Here is a 13422-nt window from a genome sequence, read left to right as displayed (position 1 = left end):
GACACCCTAGGCGGTCACCCGGGCCGGGACGTGGAACAGCGGCACTGCCGACTCCTCGGGTGTCAGCGACCCGTGCAGCCCGAGCAGCGCCAGAAGCTGTGGCCGGGCACGGCGCGAGTCGACGATCGCGAAGTTGTCGCGCATCGCCACCACGAGGTCGCCGATGCGCTCACGGTTGCGGTCCTCCACAGGGCCGAACCAGCCCTCCTCGATGGCCTGGTCGCGCGTGCGGATCCAGGCGCGCTCCTGGACCCGTTCGCGCCAGACGTGCGCGACGTCGCGGGCGGCGCCGGGCTGGCAGTACAGCTGCAGGGCCCGTGGCTCACCGCCGACGTGCCGCACGCCCGCCGCGAGCTCGAGGTCGTGGGCCAGGTCGATGCGCAGGGCGTGGGGCGCGTCGACCATGCCGTGGTCGGCGGTCACGACCACGGCCGTGTCGGGCGGCACGCCGGCGACCAGCCGCGAGATCTCCGAGTCGATGGCCTCGAGCTCGTCGCCCCACTCCCAGGACTGGCAGCCGTGGACGTGGCCGACCTTGTCGAGGTCGCCCCAGTACACGTAGACGAGGGAACGGGCGTCGCGCCGCAGGGCCGCCTGGGCGGCGTCCACGCGGTCCGCCAGGGACTTCGCTGCCACGAACCGGCCGCCGCGCACGGCAGCGCGCGTGAGGCCGGAGCCGTCGAAGAACGCCGGCCCGATGCGGGTCACGGAGACACCGTCGCGGTCGGCGGCCTCGAGCACCGTCTCGATCGGCTGCCACGCGAGCGGGTCGGGGCCGTCCTCCCACGAGAGCTCGTTGACGAGCCGGTCCTCGCCGGGCACGAGCACCTCGTAGCCGAGCAGCCCGTGCACCCCCGGCGGTGCCCCGGTGCCGAAGGTGCCCATCGAGGTGGCCGTGGTCGAGGGGAAGCCGGCGGTGAGCCGGTGGGCGGCCGGCAGCAGCGAGCGCAGGTACGGCGCGTGGCCACCCCTACGGCGGACCAGCTCGTAGCCCAGGCCGTCCACGAGCACCACGACGGCGCGTCGCGCCGGCGGAAGCTCGATCGGGGCCCGCCCGGCATACCCCGTGACGCCCAGGGCGGCTGCCACGGAGGGGAGCACGGCCGCAAGGCCGGCGTCGTCGTAGTGCGGTGGGGTCAGACCCTCGTGTGGCATCGGCTACCGGACGTCCGGAGGGGGGAGCAGGGTCACGGTCCTCACCGGCCGATGCCGGCCGACAGCTGCCGGGCGAAGCCGAGCGCCTGTCGCAGGGCCGCCTCGCCCTCGGCGTCGGCGCTGATCCGCAGGGAGATGTCGTCGGAGGCGATGCTGCCCTCGTAGCCGTGGTCGGCGTCGCAGTCGGGGTCGGCGCACGAGGCCGGGACGAGGTCGACGCGGCTCACCGCGCCCCAGCCGAGCGTCAGGGTGATCTCGCGCCCGAGCGAGCCGGGCCGGTACTCCTGCGGGTTGGACACGACGTGGGTCACCATCACCCCGCGCACGGCCGACAGCGGGACGCTCTCGGTGGTGGCCGTGGCGGTGTCCTCGTGCTCGGGGCTCTCGTCGGTGTGGTCGTCGGCGTGGGCGATGACCAGCCGGCTCGAGGTGAGGGCCAGCACGGTGATGTGGCGCCGGACCACGTCGTGGTCGAAGGTCGTCTCCTGGTGCACCAGGTGCGAGACGACGTCCTCCCCCGCGAGCGCTGCCTGGACGACGTCACCCACGAGGGCGGGGTAGTAGCCGGCGCGCTCGATGGCGCGCGTGAGGTCGTCGGGCAGGGGTGCCAGCGGCGTGGACGCGCTGGACGGGGAGGTGGGACCCATGGAGGCCATCCTGCCCTAGCCCGCGGCCCCACGCCGGACTGGTGGACGCTGCGCGGCATCGGTGCAGGTCAGCCCCTCGCGGGTACGCGGTGGGCGGTCCGGCACCGTCAGGGCAGGCCTCAGGTGAGGGTGCGCCGGCCCGGGTCCTTGCGCCGCGGCATCGGTGACAGGGTGACCTCCGCACCCAGCACCTCCACCCCGCCGGCGTGGGCGTTGACGGGGTTGAGGACCAGGCTCGCCACCTCGGGGAGGTTGTCCGCGAGCACCGACACCCGGGCGATGAGGTCCGCGAGGGCGGCACGGTGGACCGGGGCCGCGCCGCGGTGACCGTGCAGCATCGGCGACGCCTTGACCGAGGAGATGAGGTCGGAGACGTCGACGTCGGTCAACGGCGGGATCCGGTGCCCGATGTCGCCGAGCAGCTCGGTGGGTGCGCCCGCGATGCTGAACGAGACCACCGGTCCGAAGAGGGGGTCCTCCTCGCTGCGCACGACGCAGGAGATACCCGGCTGGGCGGCCATGCGCTGCACGACGAACGCGTTCGCCGACAGGGGCGTGAGCAGCTCGTTGAGCGCCTCGAACGCCCCGCGCAGCTGGCCCTCGGTGCGCAGGTCCACCCGGATGCCGGACAGGCCCGGCGAGTGCTGCATCAGCGGCGCGACCGACTTCACCACGACGGGGTAGCCGACCGCCTCCGCCGCCGCCACCGCCTCGTCCGCGGTCGTCACGGGGATGCTCTGCCACATCTCGATGCCGTACGCCTGGAGCAGCTGTCCCGCCTCGGTCGGCGTGAGGCGCCGCCCCTCCGGGTCGCGCTCGAGGACCTCGTCGACGAGGTGCTGGGCCGCCTCCCGGTCGATGCCCACCGGCCGCACGGGCACGCCGTGGTCGCGCGAGCGCCACGCGGCATACCTCGTCGCGGCGGCGAGGGCGCGCACGGCGTCCTCGGGCATGGAGTATGCCGGGACCACCTCCTCGCGCCCGTCGCTCGTCGTGCCGGCGAGGCGCTCGACCACGCCGCGCATGCCGAGGAACGTGGCGAGGCACGGCTTGTCGGACAGCAGGGCGGCGTCACGCACGGCCGTGGCGACGTCCTCGTCGAGGGTGACCAGCGGCGGGATGAAGCAGGTCAGGACGCTGTCGACGTCGGGGTCGGCGAACGCGTCCGCGAGCGCCTGCGCGAACAGCTCGCCCCTGGCGTCGCTGGGCAGCGACACCGGACCGTGGGTGACCTCCAGGCCCCAGCTGACGCAGGCCTCCGCCGTGAGGGCACCGAGCGCGTCGGAGTTGCCGACGACGGCCACCCGGTTGCCGCCGGGGAGCGGCTGGTGGACCAGCAGCTGGGCGACGTCGAACATCTGGTGCACGTTCTCGACCCGGATGACGCCGGCCTGGCGCAGCATCGCGTCGAAGGCCTCGGGCCGCACCCGGGTCGTGCGGGCCCGGTGGCCGGGCGGGACGCCGTAGCTCGAGACGCCGGACTTCACCACGACGACGGGCTTGGTCAGCGCGAGCCGCCGGGCGATGCGGGAGAACTTGCGGGGGTTGCCCATCGACTCGAGGTAGAGGCCGACGACGTCGGTGTCCTGGTCGTCGATCCAGTACTGCATGAAGTCGTTGCCGGAGACGTCGACGCGGTTGCCGGCCGAGGCGAAGACCGAGATGCCCAGCCCCCGACGGGCCGCCGACGCGAGCACCGCGATCCCCAGCGCCCCGCTCTGGGCGAACAGCCCCAGCCGCCCCGCGGGCGGCAGCTCGGGGGCGAGCGAGGCGTTGAGCCGCACGTGCGGGGAGTTGTTGATGACGCCGAAGGAGTTCGGCCCGAGGACCCTCATGCCGGCGGCACGGGCCCGGGTGAGCAGCTCGGCCTGCAGCTCCTCCCCCGCGGGCCCCGCCTCGGCGAACCCCGCACTGACGACGAGCAGGGTGCGCACACCGGCCTCGGCGCAGTCGGCCACGACCTCGAGCACCTCGTCGGCCGGGACGGCGACGACGGCCAGGTCGACGTCGTCCGGGATCTCCGAGACACGGGCGTGGCTCGGCAGCCCGAGCACCTCCATGGCCTCGCGGTTGACCGCGTGCACCGCGCCGTGGAACCCGGCCGCGAGGATGTTGGCGAGGATGTGGTGGCCGATGGAGTCGGTGCGGCGGCTGGCCCCGACGACCGCGATCGAGTCGGGGAACAGCACCGAGTGCATGCTCACCGACTCGGCCCGGTGCTCGCGGGAGAGCCGGACGGCCTCGGACCGCTCGGTCGGCTGGATGTCGAACCGCAGGGAGACGACGCCGTCCTCGAACCGGCGGCTGACCTCGTACCCGGCGTCGCCGAAGACCGACATCATCTTGCGGTTCTGCGGCAGCACCTCGGCCGTGAACTCCTCGATGCCCGAGTCCCAGGCGATGACGGCGAGGTGCTCGAGCAGCACCGACCCGATGCCCTTGCCCTGGAAGTGGTCCGAGATGTTGAAGGCGACCTCGGCGCTCGTCGGCGTGATCCGGTCGTACCGTCCGATGCCGATGATCTCGCCGCGCACGGTCGCCACCAGCGCCACGCGGTCGTGGTAGTCGACCGTGGTGAACCGGGTGACGTCACGGTCGCTGAGCTGCCGCAGCGGCGCGAAGAAGCGCATGTAGATGGACTCGTCGGACTGCCCGGCGTGGAACCGGTGCACCGCCGGCGCGTCGGCGGGGGTGATGGGGCGCAGGTGGGCGACCGACCCGTCGCGGAGCACGACGTCGGCCTCCCACCACGCCGGGTACCCGGGTGGAAGGGCCGCGGCCTGCGTCATGGCGCAAGCATGACAGACCCGCGGGACGTCCCTCGCGGGTCAGCGCCGCATCGGGACCCGGGCGAAGTGCTGCCCGGCGTCGGTGCTCTGCCAGTACGCGAGCCCGCCCTCCACGGCATACACCAGCGAACCGCCCGCCGCGCCCGCCCAGACGGGCGCTCCCCCGCGGCCCGGGCCGGTGTCGCCCCACGTGCGCCCGCCGTCGCTGCTGGCGAGCAGGGCCGTGGGGGCCGGCGTGCCGGAGGTGCTCGAGGGGGCGCCCCCGGTGACCGCGACGAGGTGGTCGGCGTCCGTGGCGGTCAGCCAGGTGCCGGGTGCCGTGGGCCGGCCCAGGCCCGGCGACGGCGTCGCCGTCCACGTCATGCCGCGGTCGGTCGAGGTGACCACCGACCACTCGTCCGCCGGCTTGCCCTTCGTCGGGCACAGCCCGACCAGGGTGCCGCGGGCGGCCGCCGCCCCCGAGGCCCACATGCCGCCGTCGCAGCCGTCGACGGCCCCGAGGGCGCCGGCCGGACCGGAGAGCCGGACGAGCGGCCCGGGGCGGGCGACGTCCGGACGGGCCGGGTCGGAGAGGGAGGTGTTGAGGTACGCGTCGTGGCCGTCCATCGTGATCCACGCGGCGAGGGCGCTGGTGGGGGTGCCGTTCGCCCGGACCGGGGTGGTCGAGGTGTCCCCCGCCTTCCCGGTCAGGGGCTGGAGGTCGGTGCACCCGGTCCGGGTGGACGTGTCCGACGCGGTGCACGACCGCGCGGTGGCCATCCAGACCCAGTCGCCGTCGGTCTCGAGCGAGAGGACGACCCGACGGTCCACGTCGACCGGCTGCCAGCTCCGCCCCCCGTCGAGGGTCCGCAGGGTGGTGCTGCCGAACACGTAACCCACGTCGGGGCTGGCGAACCGGATCCCCACCAGCTGGTGGGCACCTGTCGGGGTGCTTCCTGCCGCGGGCGTCGTCAGCGTCGTGAAGGTGGAGAGCGCCACCCACGTGCGGCCGTCGTCGCGCGACGTGACGACCTGGGTGCACGGCTTCCCGCCGGGGCAGGTCGCCGAGCCCAGGGCGTAGAGGACGTTGCCGCCGGCGTTCGTCATCGAGACCAGGCCGAAGGACTGGGCGACCGGCAGCGGGCCGGTCGCCGTCGAGACCGCCGGAGTGGGGGTCGTCGCCTGGGCGGGGAGCGAGGAGGTCGAGGGCAGCGGCGTCGGCGTCGTCGTCACGGTCCGCGTCACCGTCTCGACCGAGCGCTGGGACGATGCGGTGGCGGGCGAGGTGCGGTCGTCGGTCCGGTGGACGAGGCCGGCCCAAGCCCCTGCGGCGACGACGGCAGCGACGGCCGCCGCCGCGGCATACGGCAGCCACGACCGTCGCGCGGGCCGGCGGGCCTCGCGGACGATGCCCTCCCAGTGGTCGTGCCCCGCCTGCAGGTCGCGCACGTCGGCCCGCTCGCGGGCGAAGAACTCCTCCACGGGGTCGCGCTGGTCGCCGGCCCCGGGCAGGTCGGTCAGGTCGCGGCGGCTCATCGGGTCTCTCCCAGCATCTGCGCCATGCGCTGGCGCGCGTCGAACAGGTCTCGCTTCACGGTGCCCTCGGACTTCTCCAGCTGCCGGGCGACCGTCGCCACCGGCAGGTCGGCGAAGTAGTGCAGCAGGACCACCACCCGCAACCGGTCCGGCAGCGCCTGGACGGCGTCGCGCACCGTCAGCGTGGTGGCGTGGTCGGGCGCGGGGGTGACGAGGTCGCGCCCCGCCTCGTGCCGCTGGTATGCCGCGGCCTCACGACCGCGCTTGCGCCAGTGGTCCCGCACGAGGTTCGCGGTGACGGTGTAGAGCCAGGGCCGCGGCTCGTCCACCCTGGCGAACTCCCGGTAGAGCTTGACGAAGGCCTCGCTGGCCAGGTCGTGGGCGGTGTCGGGGTCGCCGACCAGCTTGGCCGTCCACCCGGCGAGCCGGGCGTAGTGCACGTCGTAGAGCTCGCGCAGGGCGGACTCGACGTCCACCGACTCGTGCGCAGGCACCGACAGCCCTCCCCGACTGCTCACCGCGGGAATCGGCCCGGCCAACGTGGTCATGTCCCTCTGACGCCACTGTGGTCCGCGCGGTTGGGCCCATCCTCCCAGCCCGCGTGTCGGGGAGGACCTTGGCCCCTGCGCATCCGGCCGGGCCGGCGCCCAGCATGGGTCATGAGGTCCGGTCGCGCGAGGTCGACCCGCGCCACCCCGCTGGTGGCCCTGGTCGCGGGCGCCCTGCTGTGGTCCGGCTGCGGCGGCACGGCGCGGACGCCGGCCACGAGCCCGACGGGCGGCTCGACCGGCAGCTCGACCGGCACGGCGACCACGCCCGTCGTCGCCGACACCGTCACGGACGTCCTCGACGTCGCGGCCTCCGACCACCTCGCCCACCCCGACCCTGCCCGCGGCCCTCGCCGACGGCGTCGTCACGCGGATCCCGACGAGCCGCAAGGTCGTGGCCCTCACCTTCGACGGCGGAGCCGGGTCGCAGGGGGCGGCCTCGATCCTGTCGACGCTGCGGTCGCAGGGCGTCCCCGCCTCGTTCTTCGTCACCGGCGAGTTCGCCACCGCGAACCCCGCCCTCGTCCGGCAGATGGCGGCAGTCGGCCCGGTGGGCAACCACACCTGGGACCACCCGCACCTGACGAGCCTGTCCGACACTGCGGTCCGCACCGAGCTCTCGCGCGCCGAGTCGGCGGTCCGGGCGGCGACCGGCCGCACCCCGCGACCGTTCTTCCGGTTCCCGTTCGGCGAGTACAGCACCCGCACGCTCGCCCTGGTCCACGCCTCCGGCTACGGGGCCGTCGGGTGGACGACAGACTCCCTCGGGTGGAAGGGCACGAGCGGCGGGCAGTCGGTCGACTCGGTGGTCGCGCGCGTGCTCGCCGGGCGCACCCCCGGGCAGGTCGTCCTCATGCACGTCGGCGCCAACCCGGACGACGGCACCACCCTCGACGCCGCCGCGCTCCCCCGCGTCATCGCCGGCTACCGCGCGGCCGGGTACGGCTTCACCACCCTGGACGCGCTGCGCTGAGCGCGACGACACAATGGCCGCGTGGAGCTTCGCGAGGTGCTGCGCCGGCGACGGATGGTGCGACGGTTCGACCCCGGCCGCCCGGTGGGGCGCGCCGCCCTCGACGCGGTCCTGTATGCCGCGCAGCGGGCACCGAGCGCCGGGTTCAGCCAGGGCTGGGACTTCGTCGTCCTGACCGCCGAGGACGAGCGGGAGGCGTTCTGGGCAGCGGTCGCCGGCGGCTCGTCCGGGGAACCGGACGCCTGGCTGCGGGGGGTGTCGGCGGCGCCCGTGCTCGTCCTGTGCCTCTCCGACCCCGACGCCTACCTCGACCGCTACGCCGAGCCCGACAAGGGCTGGACCGACCGCGACCCGGCCCGCTGGCCCGTCCCCTACTGGGACGTCGACACCGGGATGGCGGCGATGGCGATGCTGCTCGCGGCCGTCGACGAGGGCCTCGGAGCCCTGTTCTTCGGCGTGCCGCCCACGGCACACGAGCGGGTGCGGCAGGCCCACGGCATACCGGGCAACCGGCGGCTCGTCGGGGTGGTGGCGATCGGGCACGAGCGCAGCCGCGTCGGCGGGTCGAGCCGCACGCGGGCCCGCCGCCCCCCGGCCGAGGTCGTGCACTGGGGCAGGTTCGGCGGAGCCGACCAAGGGCTCAGTGGCGGAGCCGACCACGGGCCCGGCGGCAGCGCGACGCGGGCCCCCTCCGGCGCGGTGGCCGCACCACCTCCCGGCGTGGCGGGCGAGGGGCCCTCCGGCCGGTAGGACAGGATGGTGGGGTTCCCCACCATGAGTGCCAGGAGATCGCCACCGCATGGCCCGCAAGACCGCTGCCTCCCCGCCCCCGCCCGACGACTTTGTCGAGCGGATCGCCGACATCGACGTGTCGGAGGAGATGCAGAACGCCTACATCGAGTACTCCGTCTCCGTCATCAAGGCCCGGGCGCTGCCCGACGCCCGCGACGGCCTCAAGCCGGTGCAGCGACGGATCCTGTTCTCGATGCAGGAGATGGGGCTGCGGCCCGACCGCGGCCACGTGAAGTCCTCGCGGGTCGTCGGCGACGTCATGGGCAAGTACCACCCGCACGGCGACACCGCGATCTACGACGCGCTGGTCCGCATGGCCCAGCCGTTCACGATGCGGCTGCCGCTGGTCGACGGGCACGGCAACTTCGGCTCGCTCGACGACGGCCCGGCCGCGTCCCGGTACACCGAGGCCCGCCCCGCCCCGGCGGCCCTGCTCATGACCGGCAGCCTGCACGAGGACACCGTCGACTTCGTCCCCAACTACGACGACCAGCTCATGCAGCCGGACGTCATGCCGGCGGCCTACCCGAACCTGCTCGTCAACGGCGTGAGCGGCATCGCGGTCGGCTTCGCGACGAACATGCCGCCGCACAACCTCGTCGAGGTCATCGGCGCGGCCCGGCACCTGCTCACCCACCCGTCCTGCTCCCTCGACGACCTCATGAAGTTCGTCCCCGGCCCCGACCTGCCCCAGGGCGGGCGGATCGTCGGGCTCGACGGCATCCGCGACGCCTACCTCTCCGGCAAGGGCTCGTTCCGCACCCGCGCGACCGCCCGGGTCGAGAAGGTCACTCCCCGCCGCCAGGGCATCGTCGTCACCGAGCTGCCCTACCTCGTCGGCCCCGAGAAGGTCATCGAGAAGATCAAGGACAACGTCCAGTCCAAGCGGCTGCAGGGCATCGCCGACGTCAAGGACCTCACCGACCGCAAGCACGGACTGCGGCTGGTCATCGAGGTCAAGAACGGCTTCAACCCCGACGCGGTGCTCGAGCAGCTCTACAAGCTGACGCCGATGGAGGACTCGTTCCCCATCAACAACGTGGCGCTCGTCGACGGCCAGCCGCGCACGCTTGGCCTGAAGGACCTGCTGCGGGTCTTCGTCGACTTCCGGATGCAGGTCGTCCGCCGTCGCACCGAGTTCCGGCTCGGCAAGAACAAGGACCGCCTGCACCTCGTCGAGGGCCTGCTCATCGCGATCCTCGACATCGACGAGGTCATCCAGGTCATCCGCTCCTCGGACGACTCCGCGATCGCGCGCGGCCGCCTCATGGAGGTCTTCGACCTCACCGAGGTCCAGGCCAACTACATCCTCGACCTGCAGCTGCGCCGCCTGACCAAGTTCTCCCGCATCGAGCTGGAGAACGAGAAGACCGAGCTCGAGCGGCTCATCGAGGAGCTGGAGGCGATCCTCGGCGACGAGGCCCTGCTCACCAAGCTCGTGTCCTCCGAGCTCGCCGAGGTCGCCAAGGCGCACGGCACGCCCCGCCGGACGGTGCTGCTCGAGTCGGCCGGCGTGCCGGCGACCGCGACCTCGCCGCTGGAGGTCGCCGACGACCCGTGCTGGGTGCTGCTCTCCTCGACCGGCCTCATGGCACGCACGACGACCGCCGACCCCATCCCCACCGACGGCGGCCGCAGCAAGCACGACGTCGTCGTGGGCGCGGTGCGCACGACCGCCCGCGGCGAGGTCGGCCTGGTCACCTCGCGCGGCCGGATGATCCGCCTGTCCGCCCTCGAGCTGCCGACCCTGCCACCCACCAACGGCTCCCCCAACCTCTCCGGCGGCGCCCCGCTCGCCGCGTACGTCGACCTGCCCGCCGGTGAGGAGCCGCTCACGATCGTGTCGCTCGGCACCGACGGCGCGGGCGTCGCGCTCGGCACCGCGCAGGGCGTTGTCAAGCGCGTCACGACCGACTACCCCGGCCGCACCGACTTCGAGCTCATCTCGCTCAAGGACGGCGACGAGGTCGTCGGCGCGGTCGGCCTGACGTCCGACGACGTCGACCTCGTGTTCATCACGACCGACGCGCAGCTCCTGCGCTTCAGCGCCACGGCGGTGCGCCCGCAGGGCCGCGCGGCGGGGGGCATGGCCGGCATCAAGCTCGCCGCCGGGGCCAAGGTCGCCTTCTTCGGCGCCGTGGCGCCGGGCGCCGACGCCGTGGTCGCCACCTCCTCCGGCTCCTCGGGCGCGCTGCCCGGCACCGAGCCCGGGTCGCTCAAGGTGACCCCGTATGCCGAGTACCCGCCCAAGGGCCGCGCCACCGGCGGGGTGCGCTGCCACCGGTTCCTCAAGGGCGAGGACACCCTCGTCCTCGCGTGGGCCGGCGAGACCCCGGCGCGGGCGGCTGCCGCCAACGGCGTCGCGATCGAGCTGCCCGAGGCCACGGGCCGCCGCGACGGCTCCGGCACCCCGGCCGCCAGCCCGATCGCCCGCATCGCGAGCCCGCCCCGGTGAGCGACTCCCCCGGCGGCTCGCCCGGCGAGACCGCCCGAACCGCACCGTCGGCCGGCCACGGCCACCCGGCGCCGGACGCCTGCTCGGTGGGGTTCGACCGGGCGGACGTGAGCGCCTACGGCACGGCGGCGCGGGCCGGCTTCTTCGTCGCCCTCGAGCAGTCCGGTCCCTGGGGGCGCGACGCCGCGACGCAGTCGCACCTGCCGGCCGACCTCGGGGCGCGGCTGTCCTCGGCCTGCAGCGACCGCGGGGGCCGGCTCTCGCTGCTGCGCCGCCCCGGGCGGCACGCCGACGAGCACCACGGCGGCGGGCACACGGCATACCTCGCCTGGAGCGGTCCCGACGCCTGGCTGCTCCGGGCCACGGTCGAGGACCCGGCCACCCTGCTCTCGGTCGACCTCGACGCGCTGGCCCGCGGTGACCGCGACGCCGTCGTGGCGTCGCTCCCGGGTGCAGTGCCCGCCGAGCCCGTGCTGCTCGTGTGCACGAACGGGCGGCGCGACGTCTGCTGCGCGGTGCGCGGCCGGCCGGTCGCGGTCGAGGCCGCCGCCGCCCGCCCGGGGCGCGTGTGGGAGGCCTCGCACACCGGCGGCCACCGCTTCGCGCCGACGGGCGTCCTGCTGCCCCACGGCGCGACCCTCGCCCGGCTGGACACCGCGCTGGCCACCACCGTCCTCGACGAGGCGGACCACGGCCGGCTCCCGGCCGCGGCGCTCGGTCCCCGGCACGACCGCGGCCGCAGCAGCCTCGCCCCCGACGCCATGGCTGCGGAGTCCCACGTCCGCGCCGAGCACGCCGTCACCGACCTTGGCGCGCTGGTCACCGAGCCGGTGGACGAGGGCGCAGAGACCGTGCAGGGCCGGTATGCCGTCCGGCACCGGGACGGGCGCGCGTGGGTCGTGCAGGTGCAGCGGCACGAGGCCGGGACCCTGCCGGAGTCCTGCGCGAAGCTGCCGGTCACCGTCGTGCAGCGGGTGCCCCGCACCGTCGGCTGAGCCCTCGCTGCCCGCGCGGCGCGATGTGACACGCGTCACCTCTGGCGGTTGCGGTCGAGTTACGCAATCGTTACCCGAAGGAATACGCGCAACGATTGCGAGGCGCGGGCGTAAACGTTTACATGGGGTCGGTTCACCTCAGCGCTGAGGGGGCGTGTCCGCCTCAGCACGACGCGAGAAATGGAGGCGGGCACATGGCCCTCCGAATGCACACACGGCGCACCCTCACGGTGCTGGCCGGAGCCGCGTCCGTGGCGCTCGTCGCCGCGGCGTGTGGTGGTGGGAGCAGTGGCGGCGGCAACAGCGCTGCGTCCTCGGGCGCGGACAGCCGCGGCCCCATCACCTATGTCCAGGGCAAGGACAACAGCAACCTGCTCGGCCCGATGGCCGAGAAGTGGAACTCCACGCACCCGAACGAGAAGGTGACGGTCAAGGAGCAGTCCGACCAGGCCGACCAGCAGCACGACGACCTCGTGCAGCACTTCCAGGCCAAGGACCCGGGCTACGACGTCGTCTCGGTCGACGTCGTCTGGACGGCCGAGTTCGCCGCCAAGGGCTGGCTGACCCCGCTCAAGGACAAGTTCGCCCTGCCGACCGACGGCTTCCTCGAGCCGACCGTCAAGGCCGCGACCTACAACAACACGCTGTACGCCGCACCGACGTCCTCCGACGGCGCGATGCTCTACTACCGCAGCGACCTCGTCCCCAACCCGCCGAAGACCATCGACGAGATGTGGTCGATGTGCTCGATCGCCAAGAAGAACGGCATCGACTGCTTCGCCGGCCAGTTCGCCAAGTACGAGGGCCTGACCTGCAACGCCACCGAGTGGATGAACGCCTACGGCGCCAAGGTCGTCGACGCGGCGGGCAAGCCGACGGTCGACTCCCCCGAGGCGGCCAAGGGCCTGCAGGTGCTCGCCGACCACTACAAGAACGGTGACATCCCCAAGCAGGCGATCACCTACCAGGAGGAGCAGAGCCGGCAGTCCTTCGAGGACGGCAAGCTGCTGTTCCTGCGCAACTGGCCGTACGTCTACAACCTGGCCAGCACCGACGCCTCCTCCAAGGTCAAGGGCAAGTTCAAGGTCGCCCCGCTCCCCGGCGTCAGCGGCCCGGGCACCTCGACCCTCGGTGGTCACATGGCGGCCATCAGCGCCTTCTCCAAGCACAAGGCCACCGCGCTGGACTTCCTGAAGTTCCTCACCTCGCCCGAGCAGCAGAAGACGAACATGGAGAAGGGCTCGCTGGCCCCGGTCATCGAGTCGATCTACACCGACCAGGCCCTCGTCTCCAAGTACCCGTACCTGCCGGTGCTCAAGGAGTCCATCTCCAACGCCGTGTCGCGCCCGGTGACGCCGTTCTACCCGGCCGTCACCCAGGCCATCCAGGAGAACAGCTTCGCTGCGATCCAGGGCCAGAAGACGCCTCAGCAGGCAGTCAAGGACATGCAGGACGCCATGAAGGCCGCTTCCGGCGGCTGACCTGACGGTCCCAGCATTCCCAGTGGTGTGGGGGTGGTCCCCACGGGGCCACCCCCACACCCGTTCGGCGGC

Annotated in this window: 10 protein-coding genes; 5 read left to right on the top strand and 5 right to left on the bottom strand. The window is 73.6% G+C overall.

Annotated elements, in window-relative coordinates:
• Positions 1-6: 6 nt before the first annotated feature.
• The 5 genes from RKE38_RS16005 to RKE38_RS15985 all read right to left on the bottom strand — a co-directional run bounded on the left by RKE38_RS16005 (position 7) and on the right by RKE38_RS15985 (position 6600).
• Positions 7-1155, bottom strand: coding sequence for an alkaline phosphatase family protein (locus RKE38_RS16005; protein ID WP_316008467.1), 1149 nt, complete (start codon positions 1153-1155; stop codon positions 7-9).
• Positions 1156-1196: 41 nt separating this feature from the next.
• On the bottom strand, positions 1197-1802 hold the full coding sequence (locus tag RKE38_RS16000) for a DUF5998 family protein (RefSeq protein ID WP_316008466.1): 606 nt from the start codon (positions 1800-1802) through the stop codon (positions 1197-1199).
• Positions 1803-1921: 119 nt separating this feature from the next.
• On the bottom strand, positions 1922-4591 hold the full coding sequence (locus RKE38_RS15995) for a GNAT family N-acetyltransferase (RefSeq protein WP_316008465.1): 2670 nt from the start codon (positions 4589-4591) through the stop codon (positions 1922-1924).
• Positions 4592-4630: 39 nt separating this feature from the next.
• Entirely contained in the window at positions 4631-6106 is a 1476-nt protein-coding gene (locus tag RKE38_RS15990; RefSeq protein ID WP_316008464.1) for a sialidase family protein, read from the bottom strand.
• Complete coding sequence (locus RKE38_RS15985) at positions 6103-6600, bottom strand: RNA polymerase sigma factor (protein WP_316008463.1); 498 nt, start codon at positions 6598-6600, stop codon at positions 6103-6105. Before RKE38_RS15985 ends, RKE38_RS15990 begins: the two co-directional genes overlap by 4 nt.
• 391 nt (positions 6601-6991) lie before the next feature.
• Between RKE38_RS15985 and RKE38_RS15980 the strand changes: the two genes are divergently transcribed.
• The 5 genes from RKE38_RS15980 to RKE38_RS15960 all read left to right on the top strand — a co-directional run bounded on the left by RKE38_RS15980 (position 6992) and on the right by RKE38_RS15960 (position 13350).
• Positions 6992-7627: a polysaccharide deacetylase family protein gene (locus tag RKE38_RS15980; RefSeq protein WP_316008907.1), complete on the top strand. Its 636-nt coding sequence runs from the start codon at positions 6992-6994 to the stop codon at positions 7625-7627.
• A gap of 21 nt (positions 7628-7648) precedes the next feature.
• Entirely contained in the window at positions 7649-8377 is a 729-nt protein-coding gene (locus RKE38_RS15975) for a nitroreductase family protein (protein WP_316008462.1), read from the top strand.
• A 49-nt stretch (positions 8378-8426) separates the two neighbouring features.
• Positions 8427-10874: a DNA topoisomerase IV subunit A gene (locus tag RKE38_RS15970; RefSeq protein ID WP_316008461.1), complete on the top strand. Its 2448-nt coding sequence runs from the start codon at positions 8427-8429 to the stop codon at positions 10872-10874.
• Positions 10871-11869 carry a sucrase ferredoxin gene (locus tag RKE38_RS15965; protein ID WP_316008460.1) on the top strand — a complete coding sequence of 333 codons (999 nt, stop codon included), beginning with the start codon at positions 10871-10873 and terminating at the stop codon, positions 11867-11869. The genes RKE38_RS15970 and RKE38_RS15965 overlap by 4 nt, the downstream gene beginning before the upstream one ends.
• Before the next feature lie 206 nt (positions 11870-12075).
• The gene (locus tag RKE38_RS15960) at positions 12076-13350 is read left to right on the top strand and encodes an ABC transporter substrate-binding protein (protein ID WP_316008906.1); all 1275 of its coding nucleotides are present in this window, start codon (positions 12076-12078) and stop codon (positions 13348-13350) included.
• Positions 13351-13422: the final 72 nt, after the last annotated feature.

The sequence above is a fragment of the Phycicoccus sp. M110.8 genome (assembly GCF_032464895.1).
GTDB lineage: Bacteria > Actinomycetota > Actinomycetes > Actinomycetales > Dermatophilaceae > Pedococcus.
The sequence above is the reverse complement of the archived record's forward strand: the minus strand, read 5'-3'. Positions and strand labels throughout refer to the sequence as shown.

What these genes read in the sequence shown, in the direction of transcription:
- RKE38_RS15990 (WP_316008464.1), bottom strand. Translation starts at nt 6,106, where the DNA reads ATGAGCCGCCGCGACCTGACCGACCTGCCCGGGGCCGGCGACCAGCGC.
- RKE38_RS15995 (WP_316008465.1), bottom strand. Translation starts at nt 4,591, where the DNA reads ATGACGCAGGCCGCGGCCCTTCCACCCGGGTACCCGGCGTGGTGGGAG.
- RKE38_RS16005 (WP_316008467.1), bottom strand. Translation starts at nt 1,155, where the DNA reads ATGCCACACGAGGGTCTGACCCCACCGCACTACGACGACGCCGGCCTT.
- RKE38_RS15970 (WP_316008461.1), top strand. Translation starts at nt 8,427, where the DNA reads ATGGCCCGCAAGACCGCTGCCTCCCCGCCCCCGCCCGACGACTTTGTC.
- RKE38_RS16000 (WP_316008466.1), bottom strand. Translation starts at nt 1,802, where the DNA reads ATGGGTCCCACCTCCCCGTCCAGCGCGTCCACGCCGCTGGCACCCCTG.
- RKE38_RS15960 (WP_316008906.1), top strand. Translation starts at nt 12,076, where the DNA reads ATGCACACACGGCGCACCCTCACGGTGCTGGCCGGAGCCGCGTCCGTG.